Source organism: Arcanobacterium urinimassiliense (assembly GCF_900119495.1).
GTDB lineage: Bacteria > Actinomycetota > Actinomycetes > Actinomycetales > Actinomycetaceae > Arcanobacterium_A > Arcanobacterium_A urinimassiliense.
On record NZ_LT632435.1, the window covers coordinates 1035018 to 1056018 of the forward strand.

18 protein-coding genes and 4 tRNA genes are annotated in these 21001 nt (G+C 47.9%); 4 read left to right on the top strand and 18 right to left on the bottom strand.

The window, feature by feature from the left end; genetic code table 11:
- Positions 1-4: 4 nt before the first annotated feature.
- The 12 genes from ruvC to BQ7117_RS04740 all read right to left on the bottom strand — a co-directional run bounded on the left by ruvC (position 5) and on the right by BQ7117_RS04740 (position 9531).
- Positions 5-628: a crossover junction endodeoxyribonuclease RuvC gene (ruvC, locus tag BQ7117_RS04685; protein WP_073996425.1), complete on the bottom strand. Its 624-nt coding sequence runs from the start codon at positions 626-628 to the stop codon at positions 5-7.
- A 1-nt stretch (position 629) separates the two neighbouring features.
- Positions 630-1391, bottom strand: a complete 762-nt coding sequence (locus BQ7117_RS04690; RefSeq protein WP_073996426.1) for a YebC/PmpR family DNA-binding transcriptional regulator — start codon at positions 1389-1391, stop codon at positions 630-632.
- A gap of 84 nt (positions 1392-1475) precedes the next feature.
- Positions 1476-2066, bottom strand: a complete 591-nt coding sequence (locus BQ7117_RS04695) for an NUDIX hydrolase (protein WP_237563055.1) — start codon at positions 2064-2066, stop codon at positions 1476-1478.
- 1 nt (position 2067) lies between these two features.
- Positions 2068-3252, bottom strand: a complete 1185-nt coding sequence (locus tag BQ7117_RS04700; RefSeq protein WP_073996427.1) for a PrsW family intramembrane metalloprotease — start codon at positions 3250-3252, stop codon at positions 2068-2070.
- Entirely contained in the window at positions 3242-3847 is a 606-nt protein-coding gene (locus tag BQ7117_RS04705) for a hypothetical protein (RefSeq protein WP_073996428.1), read from the bottom strand. The genes BQ7117_RS04700 and BQ7117_RS04705 overlap by 11 nt, the downstream gene beginning before the upstream one ends.
- A gap of 2 nt (positions 3848-3849) precedes the next feature.
- Positions 3850-4974, bottom strand: a complete 1125-nt coding sequence (locus BQ7117_RS04710; protein ID WP_073996429.1) for a glycosyltransferase family 4 protein — start codon at positions 4972-4974, stop codon at positions 3850-3852.
- Entirely contained in the window at positions 4971-6041 is a 1071-nt protein-coding gene (locus tag BQ7117_RS04715; protein WP_237563088.1) for a phosphatidylinositol mannoside acyltransferase, read from the bottom strand. Before BQ7117_RS04715 ends, BQ7117_RS04710 begins: the two co-directional genes overlap by 4 nt.
- A gap of 5 nt (positions 6042-6046) precedes the next feature.
- Positions 6047-6727, bottom strand: a complete 681-nt coding sequence (gene pgsA, locus BQ7117_RS04720) for a phosphatidylinositol phosphate synthase (RefSeq protein WP_073996431.1) — start codon at positions 6725-6727, stop codon at positions 6047-6049.
- Between the two features lie 120 nt (positions 6728-6847).
- The gene (gene thrS, locus BQ7117_RS04725) at positions 6848-8860 is read right to left on the bottom strand and encodes a threonine--tRNA ligase (protein WP_073997001.1); all 2013 of its coding nucleotides are present in this window, start codon (positions 8858-8860) and stop codon (positions 6848-6850) included.
- Between the two features lie 388 nt (positions 8861-9248).
- Positions 9249-9323 (bottom strand) — tRNA-Val (locus BQ7117_RS04730).
- A 27-nt stretch (positions 9324-9350) separates the two neighbouring features.
- A tRNA-Cys gene (locus BQ7117_RS04735) sits at positions 9351-9424 on the bottom strand.
- Between the two features lie 31 nt (positions 9425-9455).
- Positions 9456-9531 (bottom strand) — tRNA-Gly (locus BQ7117_RS04740).
- A gap of 134 nt (positions 9532-9665) precedes the next feature.
- On the opposite strand from BQ7117_RS04740, the gene BQ7117_RS04745 reads away from it, so the two are divergent.
- The 4 genes from BQ7117_RS04745 (at position 9666) to BQ7117_RS04760 (ending at position 13964) form a co-directional block, all read left to right on the top strand.
- A tRNA-Val gene (locus BQ7117_RS04745) sits at positions 9666-9737 on the top strand.
- Positions 9738-9935: 198 nt separating this feature from the next.
- Positions 9936-12098, top strand: a complete 2163-nt coding sequence (gene glgX / locus BQ7117_RS04750) for a glycogen debranching protein GlgX (RefSeq protein WP_073996432.1) — start codon at positions 9936-9938, stop codon at positions 12096-12098.
- Between the two features lie 85 nt (positions 12099-12183).
- Entirely contained in the window at positions 12184-12771 is a 588-nt protein-coding gene (locus BQ7117_RS04755; protein ID WP_073996433.1) for a DUF3000 domain-containing protein, read from the top strand.
- Positions 12768-13964 (top strand): HRDC domain-containing protein, encoded by a 1197-nt coding sequence (locus tag BQ7117_RS04760; RefSeq protein WP_073996434.1) that lies wholly within the window; start codon positions 12768-12770, stop codon positions 13962-13964. The genes BQ7117_RS04755 and BQ7117_RS04760 overlap by 4 nt, the downstream gene beginning before the upstream one ends.
- Positions 13965-13990: 26 nt before the next feature.
- On the opposite strand, the gene dxs is transcribed toward BQ7117_RS04760, so the two are convergent.
- The 6 genes from dxs to BQ7117_RS04790 form a co-directional block, all read right to left on the bottom strand.
- Positions 13991-15883: a 1-deoxy-D-xylulose-5-phosphate synthase gene (gene dxs, locus BQ7117_RS04765; RefSeq protein ID WP_073996435.1), complete on the bottom strand. Its 1893-nt coding sequence runs from the start codon at positions 15881-15883 to the stop codon at positions 13991-13993.
- 5 nt (positions 15884-15888) lie between these two features.
- Entirely contained in the window at positions 15889-18561 is a 2673-nt protein-coding gene (gene acnA / locus BQ7117_RS04770) for an aconitate hydratase AcnA (RefSeq protein ID WP_073996436.1), read from the bottom strand.
- A gap of 106 nt (positions 18562-18667) precedes the next feature.
- On the bottom strand, positions 18668-19243 hold the full coding sequence (locus tag BQ7117_RS04775; RefSeq protein WP_073996437.1) for an MraY family glycosyltransferase: 576 nt from the start codon (positions 19241-19243) through the stop codon (positions 18668-18670).
- Positions 19224-19985 (bottom strand): M48 family metallopeptidase, encoded by a 762-nt coding sequence (locus tag BQ7117_RS04780; RefSeq protein WP_084789911.1) that lies wholly within the window; start codon positions 19983-19985, stop codon positions 19224-19226. The genes BQ7117_RS04775 and BQ7117_RS04780 overlap by 20 nt, the downstream gene beginning before the upstream one ends.
- Before the next feature lie 123 nt (positions 19986-20108).
- The gene (locus tag BQ7117_RS07745; RefSeq protein ID WP_073996439.1) at positions 20109-20303 is read right to left on the bottom strand and encodes a hypothetical protein; all 195 of its coding nucleotides are present in this window, start codon (positions 20301-20303) and stop codon (positions 20109-20111) included.
- A 24-nt stretch (positions 20304-20327) separates the two neighbouring features.
- Positions 20328-20900, bottom strand: coding sequence for a uracil-DNA glycosylase family protein (locus BQ7117_RS04790; protein ID WP_073996440.1), 573 nt, complete (start codon positions 20898-20900; stop codon positions 20328-20330).
- Positions 20901-21001 lie beyond the last annotated feature (101 nt).

Consider the following 21001-nt stretch of genomic DNA (forward strand, 5'->3'; position numbering starts at 1 on the left):
TTATTTATTTTTTGGGAGCTACTGCTCCGTGGCGAGATCCTAAACGTTCAGCTTGCGCCCATAGTTTCTGCGCCGGAGTCAAATCTGCCCCTTCTGCTCGAGGGAGCATTCCAGCTCCGCCATGCTGCGCGCGGTCAGTTTTTTGCCCGGATTCTCCTCCCCCACGCCATGCACAGCACACGGCAATCGCCAGCGCATCAGCGGCATCTTTTGGCCGTGGCAGCGCATCTAGCTGCAAAATTTTCTGCACCATAAACTGCACTTGTTTTTTAACGGCGCGCCCATTTCCCGTCACGGCAGCTTTTACTTCCGAAGGGCTGTAAAGAGCCACTGGCAAGGAGAATTGCGCCGCTGCCAGCATAGCAATACCGGCCACCTGTGCAGTACTCGTAACAGAGCGCACATTCTCTTCGGCAAATACTCTCTCTATCGCCACCACATCGGGGTGGAAAATTTTTATCTGGGTAAGCAGCTCATTGTAAATAATTAGCAAACGCTGCTGTGGAGCCTGGTCTGGAGCGGAACGCGCTACCCCGACGTCTACTAATTTAACCCGCCGGTAAGCATCTGCTTCGATAACTCCCACTCCACAACGAGTGAGACCAGGGTCCACCCCGAGTATTCGCACTTTACTCCTCAGCTTCGAGCTCGGCGAGCACCTCGTCATCAATCTCGGCATTGGAGTAGACATTCTGAATATCATCTACATCGTCTAGCGCATTCAACACTTTTAGCACGCGCCGGGCATTGTCTTTATCCACATCGACTTTCATCGCCGGCACAAACTGCGTTTCCGCCGAATTGTAGTCAATACCCGCTTCCACCAGGGCACTGCGTACTGCTACTACATCATTTGGAGCGCAAATTACCTGATAGGTATCTCCCAGGGTGACTATCTCTTCAGCTCCCGCATCCAACACTGCCATTAAGACACTATCTTCGTCTAAAGAATCAGCCATCGGCACTTCCACTACCCCTTTACGAGTAAAGAGATAAGATACCGATCCGGGATCAGCGAGCGTACCGCCGTTCCGGGTGAGAGCTACTCGCACATCCGAAGCAGCCCGATTTCGGTTATCGGTAAGGCACTCAATCAAGACCGCTACTCCACCAGTGGCATAACCTTCATAAAAAATTTGCTCATAAGTAGCGCCACCAGCATCATCGCCAGCTGCTCTTTTTAAGGCTCTTTCGATATTGTCGTTCGGCACTGAATTCTTTTTCGCTTTTTGAATCGCATCATACAGAGTCGGATTAGCTTCGGGATCGGGGCCACCCGTACGCCCAGCTACTTCAATATTCTTAATAAGACGCGCGAAGAGCTTACCCCGCTTAGCGTCATTAGCGGCTTTCTTATGCTTGGTGGTCGCCCACTTAGAATGTCCTGACACAGATTCTCCTTAAAATCGATTCTCTCTGATTCTACCTGCTTCAACCGTTTGATTAAATTTTTGCGAAAAGTTTTTGGCGTGTCGTCAAGATTCCACAATATGAAATACTTGCCGACTACCTTCTTGCACCCATTTCTGAGCCATATCTACCAGCGCACGTGGGTAGAGAGAAGCTCCCGCTGCTTGCGCCTCCGCTAAGTCCGCTAAAGACCACCACTTGCTTTCCTCCAAGACTTTTTCTTCTTCGGGAGTCAAGTCCCGATGCGAACTCCGTCGCAGAATATCGGCCTCTTCCTCGTCTACCCCCAAGAGAAAAAATTCTTCATCTTGCCGGCGCGTCTCTAGATAAAAATAAAAAGTGGCTTTGCGGTAAAGGACTGGCCCTTCCAAGCGCGCAGGAGAAATTTGCAAGCCAGTTTCTTCCCGTAACTCACGCACTGCCGCATTACGGGCAGTTTCTCCTCTCTGAATTCCGCCTCCTACGGTAAACCACCATGCCCGCTCCGCTTTGCCAAAATCGTGGCCCTTAATAAGAAATATTTCTCCGCTATGCGTATAAGGAATTACCCGCGCCGCCTGCCGATGCGGATATCCTTCGGCATCTTTTGGCCATTCGCTACGCATTGCCGCTGCTAATTCACGCTCGGTTGGATTCTGTGCTTCCTTTTCCACCATTTTAAAAATATTCTCCCGTAATGCGCGCTCTATCGGCGGCCAACTCCGCTAAAATTTCTGCTTCCCGCCGCTGGCTGCGTGCCCGCCGCACTTTATTTTCCCCAATTTCCCGCGCGTGCAGATAACCCAGCTCGAGAAGTTTTGCTTGGAAATTTTCCATGACGGCACGGAGCTCACCCGGATCCTCTTGCCGCTTGCGCGCTAATAATTCCACCCAACGCTGGGCAGCTCGGCGCGCCGCTAAAGATTCAATCATCTCCACTTCCAGATTACTTAGCAGGCCGGCTTCGACGTAATGCGCAAGACTCTGTAGCACTACTTCTTTTTCTTGCTGACGCGCAAAATAAATAAGAAGAATAAAAATTATCAAAGCTGGTGCATTAGAGAGTAATAGATACTTCTCATAGGTCATTCCCGGCCAGTTCAAAGCGTCGTTATTGAACCAATGCCCAAATATCGCTCCACCTAATCCGGGAATCATATAGAGCAACGGAGCTAATTTTTTCGGTGAATAGCGAGCAAAGCCTAGGAAAAACCCGAAGATAGCCGTCCACGCTTCGTGATTAAAAGGTGCATCTAAGAAGCGAATATGGAAAAGAAAAGAAATCTCTTCGAGGTCATTTAAGAAATAGAGGATATTTTCGGTGAATGCGAAACCGGCTCCGATTAAAGCGCCATAGACGATACCGTCTACCGGCCCATCAAAATAGCGGCGAAAAATAAAATAGATTAGGAGCACTCCGCCACCCTTAATTAATTCTTCGGTAAAAGGTGCCACACAGGAGGCGGTGAAACGCATATCAGAAGCGAGTGCAGCTAGCTGAGCATCGGCAGAATCGCGCAATAATGCCCGAAAAAAATCCTGAAAAAGAACCGCCAATAATACGGAGGTACCTGCTCCCCAAGTAAAAGCAAAAATATACATCCAGCGCGGTTCGGGCTCCCAGCGATCAATCATAGCGACGAAGAAGAGAGTGAAAGCCACCGGCACTAGCGCATAGAGAACGGCTAGAAAAACCCCACCTAGCCCAGCTCTGCCCACTATAAATGGAAATAAATAAATGAAGGCCCAGCCGGATAAAAGAATACCGACTGTAGCTAAACCGGAATATCCGAAAGCGCGCCCGCGCTTAGATATCTTTTTCCGCCAGGGAAATTCTCTTTCTGCTTCCATGTTATCTATCATCTATATCCACCGTATGCGGCGAAGGCGCATTTCCCGCTAAGTGAAAAAGACGCGTCAATCTTTTTCTATGCACTCGCCGCGCCTGCGATACATGTAAATTATGGAAAGCGCGAGTTAAACGGATATTCTCGCGGCTGCGCTGCAAAGATTTATAGATTTGCTCCTGCGCCGGAGTGAAATCAGTGCTCGCTAAATCGTCAATAGTTAGCCGCAGGGTACGCGAAAGCTCCGATTCAACTGCAAGCCGCACACCGGCCGGATTTTCTGCAATATCGCTGCGCTCTTTCCCTGCCAATTCGCTAGCAGGCGGCAAAGCTATATTAATGAAAGCATCTAAGCCGTCATCAACTATAGGTAGCTGGGCATAGGTTAAAGCATCATGCGCTGCTGCCTGGAGTAAAACTGCGCTGGCGATATCTAGCGCACCGCTACTCGCCATTTCCTCTGCCTTTTGCGCCCGCACGATTAAAGCCAGCTCTAAAGCTTTGCGCGATTTCAACACTTTTGTGTGTAATGCATTCAATTTTCGCGCCACACAAAAAGCCCAGATCAGAAAGGCGACTACCCCCAATGCGCAGAGGATTAACCACCACATAGTTAATCCACCTCCGTCTGGTAAATCTTAATAGCCGTTTCGTAGACGTGAAAAATCCGCTTAGCCACGCTTCCCCAATCATATTTCCAGGCCCCCTGGGCAGCCCGGGCACTAATTTCTTGGCGCTGCTGTGGATTTGCTAAAGCCTTATTTACTACGGCTGCTAAATCAGTGGCATCTTCATTACGGAAATGGAAGCCATATTTACCTTCTTCTAAGACAGCGCGAAAAGCTGGAATATCGGAAGCGACGATGCAGGCTCCCGCACTCATAGCTTCTACGAGAATAATTCCAAATGATTCGCCGCCGGTATTAGGAGCTAAATAGATATCTGCACTTCCCAATAAAGCTGCTTTATCGGCGTCGCTTATACCTCCTAAAAATTGCACAGAGCTGGCATAAGAGCCAAAAAGTTGCTTCCCTTGCTCTATATTCCCTCTCCCAGCTACGAGGAGCCGAGCCCGGGGATAACGCGCCAAAATTTCCGGAAACGCTGCTGCTACCACCGGTAGACCTTTCCGAGGTTCATCTAACCTACCTAGAAAAGCCAGCACTGGCTGATCGGGATGACCTGCAAAACGCGAATCGGGCGCGGTGATTTGCAAATTCTCCACTTTTACACCGTTGGGAATTATCCAAGCATCGCCGCCTAAATACTGCACCGCAGTACGGCGAGCTTCTTGAGATACCGCTATACGCGCCGTTATCTTATCCAAAATAGGCACTAGGAGCGGCGCCGAAAGCGAAAATATCCGCGATTTATCCATAGCGGTGTGGAAGGTAGAAACAACTGGGCATTTCGCATTCATAAGTGCCAGCATAGAAACTGAGGGCGTAAAAGGCTCATGCACATGCAGTACATCAAAATTTCCCTCCCGCAGCCAATTTCGAACTGCGAGATTTACTTTGGGGCCAAAAGCTAATCTCGCCACCGATCCGTTATAGCGAATAGGAATAGCTCCCCCTACCGAGGTGAGAAATGGCTCTAAATTTTCCGGATTTTCTGCTGGCGCAATCACCTGTACTTCATGACCTTGCGCAATTAATTCTTGAGCTAGATCGCGGATATGGATTTGCACTCCACCCGCTACATCCCACGAATACCCACAGGCAATACCGATTCTCATTGGATTCCCTGCTTTTTATCCGCAGCCGCGGCGAGTTCGGCGGGCGCCGTCGACGCTTGCTCGCCACCTTCTATCGGCACTTGCGTACTCTCTTCTACCTGCGCTTTAGCTTCCAGTTGCGCGCGTTCTTTTGCGCGGCGCAAGCGCTCCATATCTAAATCAGCTACAAAGAGTTTTTGCAGCATATGCCAATCTTCCAGGTGTGCGGTTAGAGCCGGCACAGCTTGTATCATCCAAGCCTGATTCATTTCCATCAACAGATTTTCCGGAATTTTTCCTTCCGGAATATGCTGAGGTGGATAAATGGGCTCTCCCACTTGAATATGAATTCCCCATTTACTTCCGGCTTGTTTACGGCGTTTTTTATCAGCAGCAAAGTTTTCACTGAAAATAAAGACCGGAAACATCGGCGTATTGGTACGAATTGCTAAAATCGCCGCGCCGGGCGCAACTCGAATTGGATATCCCCCTAATTCCACCTCTACGCCACGTGCACTCAAATCTCTATCGCACAGCAAGGGCGTAAAACAACGTTGCGCTCGCATATCCGCCGCTAATTTGCCAGTCGCATTGCCACCTTTTATTGCGGGATAGATAGTCATACCTAAGGATTGGCGAAAATTCAAAAAGCTCTCCGCTAGTTCCGGCGGCTGTAATTTTTCGGCAATCGTATGTACAGGTGCCAGAGCAATATTTGCCCAAGCCCCGGCTAAATCCCAATTTCCTAGATGGAAAAGTGCACCGCTACAAGAATTTTCTGCTAATACTTCCCGGAGCTGCGCAAGATTTTCCACGCTTACCCGCGCTAAAATTTGCTCCGGCTCTAGATAAGGCAAAAGCAGAGCTTCATGATAATAACGCATATAGGAACGCATAGCTCGGCTCGAGCGCCGCCGCTGAGCAAATTTCGTAGGTAAAGGAACTAAACGCTGATAATTTTTGCGCAGTTGGGCGACTCCTTTGAGATTAGAGAACCCGGCGATAATTCCAATACCTTCGAAAATGCTCCGCGAAAACGGCTCCGGAAAACGCCGCACTAGGAAATCAGCAGCGCGAAATACGCGCATTATATTCACTTTTCTTCCTCTTTCGGCGCTGCCACTTCCACTCCGGCAGACTTGGCCACTGTAGAAAGCCCATCTTGCTGCGTTTGCTTATATACCACCCACATACGCTGCATGATAGTAATAAACGAAAGTGCAGCTAATATCCACATTCCCGCCACAAGTATCCAATCGGAGAGACCAAATCCGACTAAAATAATGCAGACGCCTGCCAACACTAAACGATCAGCTCGTTCCGCAATTCCGATGCTTGCTCCGTAGCCAATTCCTTCTGCCCGCGCCCGCACATACGAAACTATAATGCTGAAAATTAACGCTAAAAGGGCACCTAACATCATCCAAGGGCGAGCCGCAGGCGTAGCTTGAAAATACCCCCACAGAATCAAAGCTACAAAAATTGCGGAATCACTGAATCTATCCATCGAAGAATCCAGAAAAGCGCCCCAGGCACTTTGGGTGCCGGTCATACGCGCAATTTGCCCATCTAAGTTGTCGAAAATTACCAGTATTCCGCCGATTACCACCCCCAGTATTAGGTGATTCAGCGGAAAACACACCAAGACAGTGATAATACTGAGCAGAGTACCCAGCACGGTGACGGTGTTAGCAGAAATACCTAGCCGCACGAAGAGACGTGCGACTGGTCCGAATATCTTTTGCGCCAAGGGGCGCCCCGATCTGCTAAGCAAAACTCCTCCTACTTTCTCGCCTCACCACCTGCCCCGCCGGCTCTCGGAAAACTATTTCAAAAAATTCTTATATAAAGCTTTTTTAAATTTTCCCGAAAGCCAAAAGTGGCAGTTAAATCGCTACTGATTGCGGTGATCTTTTATATCGCTAAGAATATGCTCTATTGCTTGGGCAAGCGGGATACCGTTGTGCTGCGATCCGTCACGCATCCGGAAGGATACCGCTTGTTCAGCTGCATCTTCCCCGCCAGCAATGAGCGTAAAAGGAATCTTTTCTTTTGCCGCATTGCGAATCTTCTTCGGGAAACGATCGGCAGAGGTATCTATTTCCACCCGCACTCCCTTTTCCCGCAGCTGCGCCGCCACTTCTTCTAGATACGGAATAAAAGCATCGGCAACCGGTATACAACGCACTTGCACTGGTGCTAGCCAAGCCGGGAAGGCTCCTGCGTAGTGCTCAGTAAGCACTCCGAAGAAACGCTCAATAGAGCCAAAGAGGGCGCGGTGAATCATAACCGGACGTTGGCGGCTTCCATCTGCTGCCGTATATTCCAGCTCAAATCTTTCCGGCAAATTGAAATCTAACTGAATTGTAGACATCTGCCAGGTGCGCCCGAGCGCATCCCGCGCTTGTACCGAAATTTTCGGCCCGTAGAAAGCAGCTCCCTCTGGATCTGGCACGAGCTCCAGCCCGGAAGCTTCTGCTACTTCTGCCAAAGTGCGAGTCGCTTCTTCCCACACTTCGTCGTTTCCTACATACTTATTCGGATTCTTCGTAGATAATTCCAGATAGAAATCATCTAAGCCGTAATCTTTGAGAAGCTCCAGCACGAAGTTAAGCAAACCGGAAAGTTCCTCTTTCATCTGTTCTCGAGTGCAGTAAATATGGGCGTCATCTTGCGTAAAACCGCGGGCACGCGTCAACCCATGAATCACTCCCGATTTTTCATTGCGATATACGGTGCCGAATTCAAAAAGCCGCAAAGGTAAATCACGATAAGATCTTCCGCGGGAACGATATATAAGGTTGTGCATCGGGCAATTCATGGGCTTCAAATAATAATCTGCCCCTTGCTTAGTGATATTGCCTTCCGCATCTCGCTCTTCGTCCATGTGCATGGGCGGATACATACCATCGGCATAAAAATCTAAATGGCCGGAAACCTGGAAAAGATTCGCTTTCGTAATGTGCGGAGTGTTCACGAAAGAATATCCACCTTCTAGGTGCTTGCGCCGGGAATAGTTCTCCATCTCCATCCGCACGATTCCACCTTTCGGATGGAATACCGCTAATCCGGAGCCTATTTCATCAGGGAAAGAAAATAGATCGAGCTGCGCACCTAGTTTGCGATGGTCACGCCGCTCTGCTTCCGCAATCCGCTCCGTGTAAGCGAGCAAATCTTCTTTACTTGCCCACGCAGTGCCGTAAATGCGCTGCAGAGAATCATTCTTTTGATCCCCCCGCCAATAAGCAGCAGAAGAACGAGTGAGCGCAAAACCGTTGCCAATTAGTTTGGTATTAGGCAAGTGCGGGCCGCGGCATAAATCACTCCATACGCAGTGGCCATTGCGATCTACATTATCGTACATAGTGAGCTCACTGCCGCCCACTTCCACCGAAGCTCCTTCGGCTGCTTGATCATTATCAGCATCACTTCCGCCTTTTAGATCAACTAGTTCTAATTTATAAGGCTGATTCTTAAGCTCCTGGCGTGCTTCTGTTTCACTCACCACGCGTCGCACGAAACGTTGCCCAGATTTTATAATCCGTTTCATATCTTTTTCGAGCTCTTTTAACAGCTCAGGAGTGACTGCATCGATATTCCCAAAATCATAGTAGAAACCATCGGTAATAAAAGGACCAATTCCGAGATTTACCTCTGGGAATTTATTTTGCACAGCTTGTGCCAGTACGTGCGTAGCAGAATGGCGCAGAATATTCAGACCTTCGGGGCTGTCAATTAAAACTGTTTCTACTTGTGTACCTGCGGGAATTGTAGCCAAATCGGTGGCTAAGTCTTTCAATTCTCCCGCTACTTTTAGAGCAACGATTTTGCGATTCGAAGCAAAATATTCAATTCCGCTTACCTGAGCGGTAATTTCTACTTCTACGCCATCTACTATGAGATTCACTATTTCCTCCTGTATATCCAGATGCGCTACCGGGGCACCTGTGGATTGAATCATTTATAGTCTACGCACTTTTTAGTGCTATCCCTAAAATTAACGAAGAAAAATTTAGGGGAAACTTAGAAAAAACTTGGAAATTACTCACGAAAAGTACGAAATACTTCCGCGGAATTTTACCGACAGTAAATGATTTTGTGTACTAGGTAAAACTTCCAGCGCTAACACTACTAAACCGAGTAAATCCCTAAATAATCCCGAGAATCAGAGAAAATAGCTACGCAAGAATTGAGGAAATAAAATTAGGCAGGAATCGCGTAAATAAATTACCTAAAAGCTGCACAAAGAAAAGTACTTAAAATCGAGTAAATAAAATCACGCAAATAACAATCAATGGTGGGCGATACTGGAATCGAACCAGTGACCTCTTCCGTGTCAAGGAAGCGCGCTACCTCTGCGCCAATCGCCCTTAGTTCTGTTTAGGAAAGATGAATCTTGGAGGTGGGTACGGGATTCGAACCCGTGTATACGGCTTTGCAGGCCGCTGCCTCGCCTCTCGGCCAACCCACCGCGTAGTTTGAGCAGTGCATCTGCTTTGCCCTGGAGCGGATGACGGGACTTGAACCCGCGACCCCCACCTTGGCAAGGTGGTGCTCTACCAACTGAGCTACATCCGCACATGTGCTCCCTTAACGGGTGCGGAACTAATATAGCGAAAATTTCCCTCTCCTGTCCAATCAGAGAAGATGACCTGCGCCACCTCTGGGAGTTTGCGAAAAGTGCAAGGTCGATATACGATTATCTGCGTTATGGGCGATTGGCGCAGGGGTAGCGCGCTTCCTTCACACGGAAGAGGTCACTGGTTCGATCCCAGTATCGCCCACTACTAAAAGAAATGCCTATTAAAAGGCGGCACGCTCCCCCTGCGCAGATAACTCTTCCCTATACGCAGATAACTCTTCGCTATACTTAGTAAATAAGAAAACCTAGCAAGTTAAGGAAACTTAGCAAAACCTAGTAAATAAGAACACATAACTCCCGAAAATATGCGCGAATTTCGCAGCGAGAAAAGAAGTTATATATGGAAGTTTGGCCCGGTGCTCCGTATCCACTCGGAGCTACTTACGACGGTAGTGGCACTAATTTTGCCGTTTTCTCTTCTACTGCAGAAAAAATAGAGCTCTGTTTAATCGATAAAGATTTGCAAGAGACCCGAATTGATCTAAGTGAAATAGACGGCTACGTATGGCACTGTTACCTTCCCGGAATCGGCCCCGGCCAGCATTATGGATTCCGCGCTTATGGAGAATACGCTCCCGAAAAAGGCCTGCGCCACGATAGCAGTAAAATTCTGCTCGATCCATATGCAAAAGCAATTGACGGGCAAGTGGATAATCATCAAGCCAATTTTTCTTATAATTTCGCAAATCCACAGGAGCACCTAGCGGAAGATTCACTCGGGCATACGATGCTTTCGGTGGTACATAACCCCTATTTTGATTGGGGACACGATCGCCCACCCGCCCACGAGTATCACAACTCCGTCATCTACGAAGCACATGTAAAAGGACTTACCCAGCTCGATCCAGAAGTGCCGGAAGATTTGCGCGGCACCTATATGGGAATTGCCTACCCCACTACGATTAAGTATCTAAAAGATTTGGGGATTACGGCACTGGAACTCATGCCGGTACACCAGTTTGTAAACGACACCTCGCTGACGGAAAAAGGACTTTCTAACTACTGGGGCTACAACACCATAGGTTACTTTGCACCTCAGAATACTTATTGCTCCGAAAAAGGCCCCGGCAAACAGGTAGATGAATTCAAATCTATGGTAAAAGCACTTCACGAAGCCGATATTGAAGTGATTTTAGACGTCGTCTACAACCACACCGCGGAAGGAAATCATTTAGGGCCCACCCTCTCTTTCCGAGGTTTGGATAATCAAAACTATTACCGCTTGGTGCCCGACGATGCCGCCCATTATTTTGATACCACTGGCACCGGAAATTCTCTAAATATGCGCGCTCCACACACTCTGCAGTTAATTATGGATTCTTTGCGCTATTGGATTACGGAAATGCATGTGGATGGTTTCCGTTTTGATTTAGCATCGACGCTGGCTCGCGAATTACATGACGTAGATAAACTTTCCACTTTTTTCGATATCATCCAACAAGACCCGATTATTTCACAGGTGAAATTGATTGCCGAACCGTGGGATATTGGCGACGGTGGATATAACGTAGGCGAGTTTCCTCCCCTTTGGACCGAATGGAATGGAAAATATCGGGATACTATGCGCGATTTTTGGCGCGGCGAACCTTCCCTGCTAGATGACTTCGCCTCCCGTTTTTCGGGCTCTTCTGATCTTTATGAAAATTCCGGAAGACGCCCCGTAGCTTCAATTAATTTCATTACGGCGCACGACGGCTTCACGCTACGCGATTTAGTGTCTTATAACGAAAAACACAATGAGGCAAATGGCGAGAATAACGCCGACGGGGAATCCCATAACCGCTCTTGGAATTGCGGAGCCGAAGGGCCCAGCACTGATCCGCAGATTAATGCCTTGCGCCTACAGCAGATGAAAAACTTTCTCACTACGCTGTTGCTTTCCCAAGGAGTGCCGATGCTCTCACACGGAGATGAAATAGGCACTACCCAAGAAGGAAATAATAATACTTACTGCCAAGATAATGAGCTATCTTGGATTAACTGGCAAGTGGAAGACTGGCAAAAAGAACTTTTCTTTTTCACTCAGCAACTTATAAGACTGCGGAAAGATCACCCCGTATTCCGCCGGCGCCGTTTCTTACGCGGCGAAGCTTTGCGAGGTGGCACTAGCGCCCAGGGAGATATCGAATGGATGCGCGGCGATGCGTCCTATATGACAGCCGAAGATTGGGATACTTTCTATGCGCGTTCCTTACTTATTTTTGTAAACGGCGATAAAATTCTGGAACCTGATTCCCACGGGCGAAATATTACCGATGATGATTTCCTCCTCGCTTTTAATGCTTCCGAAGAAGATTTAACCTTCACTATCCCTGAATCCGAAAATACGCAACCGTGGGAATTAGTGCTCGCTACCAGCACAAAAATAGATTTGCCAGCGGCTCTGAAAGCAAAAATGTGCTTTACGGTGCCCGCCCGCTCGGTGATTGTATTTATTAGGAAAACTACTAAATCTAAAGATACTGGCAGTAAACTCTCCGGAATTACTGCCAGCAAAAATTAAATTCACTAGCCGCTCACATCTCGATTACCTCGAGAAATCGGCGTGCCTAGAGGGAAAAAACGCTTTGGGGCGGTAAAGTGCAGGTGTGTCTGATTCGGAAACTCCTCCTCGCGATTTCTGTACTGCCCTCGAATCCTTAAAAGGGCAAAGTTTTCGACCCGAATTTCATATTACGCAAATCCCTGCTCCTACTCGTATAGCTCCTTGGGCAGTCGCATTACAAGCGGAAATAAACGATACGGCAGATTTAGATCCTGATCACTATCTGGGAGACACCAAATTTGTAGTACTTTATGACCCCGCCGGGCAAAGTGCATGGGAAGGTAATTTTCGCGTTATTGTGCACGCCCGCGCCCCTATCGAAAGTGAAATGGGTGACGACCCATTACTAGGCGAAGTAGCTTGGTCTTGGCTGCCAGAAGCTCTGCAAAAACAGGGAGCGTCTTTTCATAACCTCAGCGGCACCGTCACTCGTATCTTCAATGAGACTTTCGGTGGACTATATATAAATTCTTCTCGCATTGAACTGGAATTACGCGCTTCCTGGAGCCCTGCTACTCCCTATTTGACCGAACACTTGCACGCTTGGGCTGATTTTGCCGCTTCCTTGGCCGGCCTACCTCCTTTTGTGGAAAATATCAGCTCGCTACCGCGAAAGGCAGAAAAAATTTGAATCTAGCGGAGCTACCTGGCACTCTTTTATCCGCTCCCCGCGGTGGAATACCCGAGTTAGTCAATAAGGATATTCAGAAAGCAATAACTGCGCTCGGTGCCGGCAATGGAGAATTCGCAGTAGATACCGAACGCGCAATGGGGATTCGCTACTCTGGCCGCGCCTATTTAGTGCAAATAAAGCGACGCGGAGGAGAAATTTTCCTTATAGATCCGGTGGGAATCGAAACTGAACTAGCGCCGCTAACGCAGATAATGCACGCAGAATGGATTTTGCATGCAGCTGATCAAGATCTTCCCTGCCTGGCGCAATTAGGCTTAAGCCCCCGCCGACTTTTTGACACCGAAATAGCTGGTTTGCTTCTCGGATACGAGAGCGTATCTCTACAGTTTATGACCGCACATGTGCTGGGATATAAATTAGCAAAAGAGCACTCGCGGGCAGATTGGTCGAGGCGGCCGCTGGAAGCAGAATTACGCGCCTATGCGGCTTTGGATGTAGAGCTGCTGCATGAATTAAAAGATAAACTCACAGTGGAGCTGGAGCGGGCCGGCAGAGCAGCTTGGCTGGAAGAAGAATGCGAATATGTACGTACGCGCCCGCCCCGCCCACCGAAAAAGCAGCCGTGGCGAAAAGCGGCCCGGCAAAACGGCATTAAAGATCGCCGCGCCTTTAGAATGCTGGAACTGCTCTGGCAACGCCGCGATGAACTCGCCAAAGCCCGAGATTTAGCGCCAGATTTGGTGATTCCGGCGCGCGATTTAGGAGCCTTAGCCAAACGCCGCCCCCGCTCCCAAGCCGATGTACGCTCAGCTCCGCAGATGCGTTCGCGGATACGGAAAAAAGATATTGCGGTATGGTGGGATGCTATTAACGAAGCGTGGAAATCTCCGCTAGAAGAATTACCGGAAAAGTTGCTGGAAAAGCCCAGCCTTTTTCCGCCAGTAAACCGCTGGCAGCATACCCACCGGGACGCCTATGAACGCTGGAATATGCTCCGCCCAGCTGTACTTAACTACGCTGCGCAGTTAGGGATTCGCCAAGAAGTGCTATTAAAGCCGCAACTACAAAAACGCGCCGCTTGGGAAGGCTGGAAAGATTATTCCGATTTGCAAGAAAAACTACTTACTTGGGGTGCGCGTAATTGGCAGTGTCAAGAAGTGGTGAAGGCACTTTCGGCGACTACCCAGTAAATACTCGCTCTAGATAGCTTTGCTCTTTATTGTTTATTCTTTATTGCCGCGGCAAAATTAGTAATTTCTTGTGCCACTCCTGCCGGCGTCAGATTTTCTGCAGCTAAGATATCGGCTCTCTTACCTTGCATAATGAATTCTTTATTGATTCCCAGCGCGAGCACGGGGCGCACAATACCCTGCTTTTGCAGAGCAAGCTGCAATTCACTGCCTACTCCCCCGTCTACTAAGCCATCTTCCAGCACCACGAACCCAGCTACTTCTTCCGCCAACTGTAATAGATCCTCGGCAATAGGGAGAATCCAGCGCGGATCTACCACGAGAGTGCCAGTATCTGCTAGCTGACTGCCCTGCACAGCTAAAGCACTAAAGGCTCCCACGCCCATCACTAAGAGCGGTTTTTCTCCCGGCAGCGATCGCGAAAAGAGCACATCGAGGCTTCCTCGTTTCGCAATAGCGGGAATATCGGGCGGTACTGGACCTTTCGGATAGCGCAGCAGCGTCGGGCCGGAAATCTGCACTGCCTGCCGCAATAATTCTCGCAACCGCTCCCCATCGCGCGGCACTCCCACCTGCAAGCCCGGAATCATAGCAGCCAGCGAAAGATCCCACATACCGTTATGGGAGGGTCCATCGTCACCCGTAATACCAGAGCGATCTAAACAGATAGTTACGGCTTCATTATGCAGCGCCACATCCATCAGCAATTGATCGAAAGCCCGATTCATAAAGGTGGCATAGAGGGCAAATACCGGATGCATACCAGCTTTCGCCAATCCGGCACTCATCGTCATGCCGTGCTGCTCGGCAATTCCCACATCAATTATGCGCTCCGGGAATTCCTGCTGCATAGGCCCTAAACCCACTGGTAGCAGCATTGCCGCCGTCACACCGACTAGTTGGGGATTTTTCCGCGCCAGCTGCAGCATTTCTTCAGAGAATACACTCGTCCAGCCGAAGCGAGATTCGACGATTGGCAAGCCTGTTTCGGGGTGAATACGCCCCACAGCGTGAAAATGATCTGCCATGTTTTCTTCTGCAGGTTTATAGCCACGGCCTTTTTCCGTAATAGTATGCACCACCACTGGCCCGCCGTAATCTTTTGCCATTTGGAAAGCTTCCAGTAAATTTTCCAAATTATGCCCATCAATCGGGCCTATATACTTCAAACGCAAGGAATCAAAAATACCTGCATCTACCAGTGCGCCTTTTACTCCGTGCTTCAATCCACGCAAGGTGTCGTAGACCAAATTCCCGGGAAGCCCCGATTTTTTTAAATTGCTTTTAATGCGTTCCAGAAGTTCTTCATATTCTTTACTGATGCGAAATTCATCAATTTTTTTAAAAGAATCAATCCTTCGCACCATACCGCCGATAGTAGGTGCATAAGAACGCCCGTTATCATTGAGCACTATTATGAGCCGCCGGCTGGTATCTTCTGCGATATTATTCAGAGCTTCCCAGGTCATGCCGCCAGTCATAGCGCCGTCACCTATCACGGCGACTACACAATGATCATCTCCTTGGAGTTGCATTCCGCGCGATATTCCATCTGCCCACGAAAGCGAAGTACTGGCATGCGAATTTTCGACAATATCGTGCACCGATTCCCGGCGGGAAGGATAACCGGAGATTCCACCTGCCTGCCGCAGCTGCGTAAAATCTTTGCGCCCAGTAAGTAATTTATGCACATATGCTTGATGCCCGGTATCGAATATCAATTTATCGGCTGGAGAATCAAATACTCGATGCAGTGCAATGCTCAGCTCCACTACTCCCAGATTAGGGCCTAAATGCCCGCCGGTACGCGCCACATTAGTGATGAGAAAACGGCGAATTTCCTGCGCTAAACTGCGCATCTCCAAAAGGCTCAGCTTTTTTATATCAGCTGGGTCTGAAATTTTCGCAAGAATGCTCATGCGTTTTAGCCTACCAGCTGCCGCAGTACATATTGCAGAATTCCCCCATGGCGGAAATAATCTGCTTCACCCGGGGTATCAATACGCAGCCGCACTGCAAAAGTAATCTTTTCTCCGTCGCTCTTTTCCGCAGTTACACTGAGCGTTTCCGGAGTAATTCCGGAGTTCAACGCAGAGATTCCGGAAATCGTGAATACTTCTCGCCCATCTAACCCTAAGCTAGCCGCATTTTCGCCTTCTTGATACTGCAAGGGAAGCACTCCCATACCAATCAGATTGGAACGGTGAATACGTTCGAAGGATTCAGCCAATACAGCTTTCACTCCCAACAGAGCAGTACCTTTAGCTGCCCAATCACGAGAAGAGCCGGATCCGTATTCTTTACCACCTAAGACCACCAAAGGCACTTTTGCTTCTTTATAAGCCTGCGCGGCATCAAAAATTGCTTCCTCTTTATCGCTGAGGAAATTCCAGGTGTATCCACCCTCTACACCGTTTAATAGTTGATTGCGGAGCCGAATATTGGCGAAAGTACCCCGTATCATCACTTCATGATTACCGCGGCGCGAACCGTAGGAATTAAAATCAACCCGCGCTACTCCCTGCTCTTCCAGATAACGCCCGGCTGGAGAATTAGCTTTAATAGCGCCGGCCGGAGAAATATGATCAGTAGTCACAGAATCGCCGAGCTTCGCCAATACGCGCGCTCCCACAATATCTGCCACCGGTTGGATCTCTTTCTTCATACCTACGAAATAAGGTGGTTTGCGAATATAAGTGGAATCAGCATCCCAAGCAAAAAGCTCACCCGCCGGGGTTGATAGATTTTGCCAACGCTCATCACCAGCAAAAATATCTCGGTAGTTGCGCCGATACATTTCCGTATCAATAGTGGCTGCCATTACTGCTGCTACTTCTGCTGGATCTGGCCAGATATCGCGCAAATATACATCTGCGCCGTCTTCATCTTGCCCTAGCGGCATAGTAGCAAAATCAAAGTTCATGCTCCCCGCCAGCGCATAGGCAATCACCAAAGGCGGCGAAGCTAAATAATTCATCTTTACATCTGGGTTTATGCGCCCTTCAAAATTTCTGTTGCCGGAAAGTACGGAAAGTACCACCAAATCTTCTTTATTGACGGCATCAGAAATTGCTTGCGGAAGCGGGCCCGAATTGCCGATACAGGTGGCACACCCATAGCCCACTAAATTAAATCCGAGCGCTTCGAGCGCCGGCCATAATCCGGCTTTTTCATAGTAATCGCTCACTACTTTAGAACCCGGTGCTAAAGAAGTCTTTACCCAGGGCTTACTCCGTAGCCCTTTTGCTACTGCATTACGCGCTAATAAGGCTGCGGCCAACATTACCGAAGGATTAGAAGTATTAGTACAGGAAGTAATAGAGGCAATTACAATATCTCCGTTACTCAGCGAAGTATCCGAACCGTCGATTCCCTGTACCGGCACCGGATTTTGCGCCGTATCTGAATTTAGATAGTTAGGAAGCGTTTCCAAAAATGCCTGCTGGGCCTGCGCTAGCGCAATTCGATCTTGCGGGCGTTTCGGCCCGGAGATAGAAGGCACTACCGTGGATAAATCTAATTCCATATATTCGGAATATTCTAGCTCTACCTGCGGATTAGCCCATAACCCTTGCTCTTTTGCATATGCTTCCACCAATGCAATTTGCTCCGCACTGCGGCCGGTCAAGCGCAGATAATCTAAGGTGGCTTCGTCAATCGGGAAAATAGCTGCGGTAGAGCCAAATTCAGGGCTCATATTGCCGATAGTAGCGCGATTCGCTAGTGGCACCTGCGAAAGCCCTTCTCCGTAGAACTCAACTATCTTTCCTACTACTCCTTTGGCGCGCAGCATTTCCGTAATAGTAAGAACCACATCGGTGGCGGTGGCACCGGCCGGTATTTCTCCACGTAACCGGAAGCCCACTACAGGAGGAATGAGCATCGACACCGGTTGGCCCAGCATAGCGGCCTCTGCTTCAATACCGCCTACTCCCCAGCCGAGCACTCCTAGACCATTCACCATGGTGGTATGCGAATCAGTACCCACACAAGTATCGGGATATGCCTGCACTACGCCGTCTTTTTCTTGCTGCATGACGACGCGGGCGAGGTACTCCAGATTTACTTGATGAACTATTCCCATCCCCGGAGGTACTACTTTGAAATTCCGAAAAGCGTTCTGCCCCCACCGTAAAAACTGGTAGCGTTCCCCATTGCGCTCATATTCCCGATCCATATTGCGTTTTAAGGCATCTTTACTACCGAATACGTCGATCTGCACTGAATGATCTATAACCATCTCGGCAGGGCGCAGCGGATTAATGGCGTCGGGATTTCCTCCCAGCTCTGCCACTGCTTCGCGCATTGCCGCTAAATCCACTACGCAAGGTACACCGGTAAAATCCTGCATAATCACTCGCGCTGGAGTAAATTGAATCTCTTGATTTTCACCGGCGCGGAGATTGCGCTCCGCAAGTGCCTTAATATGCTCAGCCCGGATATTAGCGCCATCTTCGTTACGCAATAGATTCTCTAAAAGTATTTTTAAGCTGTAGGGAAGCCGCTCCACTCCAGCTAGCGCGGAAAGCCGATAAATCTCGTATTTTTTCTGCCCTACTTGCAGCTGCGAACGAGCATTAAAGCTATTTACACTCAAGGTATATCCCCCAAATAATTACCGGTAAATAATAAATCATGCCGTTTCAGCCTAGCATCTCCCGGCGCGCGGTAAGTAACCGGCAGCTTTAGTTTTTAATTTGTTTTCATTGATTACTCTGTGGCGCCCGGTCTTTCAGTAAATCGGGAGCATTTTCGTTCGTAATTTTCTCTGGCACATACTCTAAATCCTCCACGACTTTTTCCATCGTCGCCCAGCTAGTGCGCTTATAAATATCGTAATAAATATCGGGGAACCCCTCTTCTACGCAGTAATATTGCTTTCCTGCTGAATGGAAAGAATTATTATTTCGAAATTCGAAAGCAATATACAGTAAAGAAAGAAATCCTCCGAAGCACAGCGCACCCAGAAGTAAAATCACCACTATCACCTTGAGAATTCGCCCCAGCAGATTAGCGATAGGTAGAAGCGCTAGGAGAATTATTACTCCGATAGCTGTGGCCAAAATAAATAAAATTCCCACTAAAAGAGCTATATTGTTCAAAACCGGAATTAGAGTGTAATGAGCGCGCAAAAAAAGCAGTAAATAGCCGCCCGAAAAAAGCAGAATTAACACTGCTAATTTTCCGAACTTACCTGAGAATGCCCTTCTTCTCGGATCTTTTCTGGGATCTTTTCCAGGCTCTTTTCCAGATTCTTTTTTAAGCTCTTTCAAATCCATGGTTTTTATTTCGCTCCTCCCAGAAATCACTTCTGGTGACCAAATTATTTGGATCCCATTGCTTCCAATCTGGGCAATAGTGCTCTAAAAGAGCATAAAACCGCGGCGAATGTTTTGCTTCTTTTAAGTGCAATAGTTCATGGATTACCACATATTCTAAACAGACTGGCGGAAGCTGCGCTAGCTGCAGATTTATCCAAATGCGGCGTTTATCTACATTACAACTCCCCCAGCGAGTGCGCATCCGCCGGATACGGTATTCGCTAGCTTTTTCTCCCAAGAGAGTTTCGTATTTTTCTGCCACCTGCGCCAGGGCTACTTTCAGCTCGCGCCGATAAAAATTTTCGAAGGCACGGTCGCAGCGTTTTTTCTCCGCCGGAGAAAACTCATATATGCGGCTGTTCGGCTCGGGCGCATTTTCATAATGCGCTGCTTCATAATGCGCGACTTCCTGATAGAAAGACGCCGGAAGAAAAAGCATAATTTCTTTGGCATTTTTTTCGGCGCTCCAGCTTTTACCTTTTCCCCACCGCAGTGGATAGAGATCTCCCCACAGATAATGCAGCTCACCCGGTTGGTAGTGAAAATTAGGATAGATTTTCTGCATTTGCCGGCGTTGGCGAGAAATTTGCGCGATATTTTCCGCTACAAATTTTTCAATTCGCCGGCGGCTGAGAAAATAAGGCGCACTCACCTGCACTGCTCCCGTAGGAGGTAATACCCGTAAATACATATTGCGCATTCCGCGCCGCCGGCGTATGCAGACCTCTATCCCAGCTACATCTATTACTTGCTCTATTGCTATCCCTAGCCTCTTATAAACTTCTTATGTGTCGCTTCTTTTACGGAAATTTCCCTAAATCTCTTACCAAGACTTCTCTAATAAGTTTCCAAACTTCCTTACTACTTTGCCTAGTTTCTTCGCCTTTTTGATTTGTAAGTGGGTGATTTGTAAATTATCCTCATCCACCAAATGCTCAAATTTACCATCTAAAATATTTGCACTTGTTTTTTCATATTTTCTCTCCTTGTTGATGATCATTACCATTAAAAATGGCATACGCTATTTTTTTGCAAACACAATTTATCTCAGATGTTTTACAATTTTCTTTAACTCGGGCAAGACTTCCTCTTTAAAAAAAGGATTTTTTGCTATCCACCTGTTGTTTAGAGGACTTGGGTGGACTATTGGAAAATATTCTGGCAAAAATTCTTTGTAAGATTTTACTGTTTCAGTTAAATTTTTCTTAAATTTATCCTTCAAATAAAACTTTTGAGCATAGGCGCCTATCAAAATGGTTAGCTTTGTATCCTGCAATTCATTTAATAATAGTGGATGGTATTCTTTTGCAATAAAAGACCTAGGAGCTTTGTCGCCCGATTTTCCCTTTCCAGGATAATAAAAATCCATTGGAATTATAGAAAAATCTTCACCATGGAGGTCGTCTTCCGATATCCCCAACCATTTGACAAGATTTTCTCCGCTCTTATCATTAAATAAAATACCAGTTTCTTCGACCCTTTCCCCGGGAGCTTGCCCAATTATCAAAATTTTTGATTTTGGATTTAGTTGGAATATCGGATTAATTCCTCTATTTGTGTAGATTTTATTTCTACAATCTTCTCTTAATTTTTTAATAATGAGTTTTTCTTTCATAATTTTGCCTAACTTTTCCACTGATTTAGGACAATTTATATATCGCTCTGCGTATCTGCAATTTTATTACGCGCATCTACAGCAGGTATTACGCGCGCAGA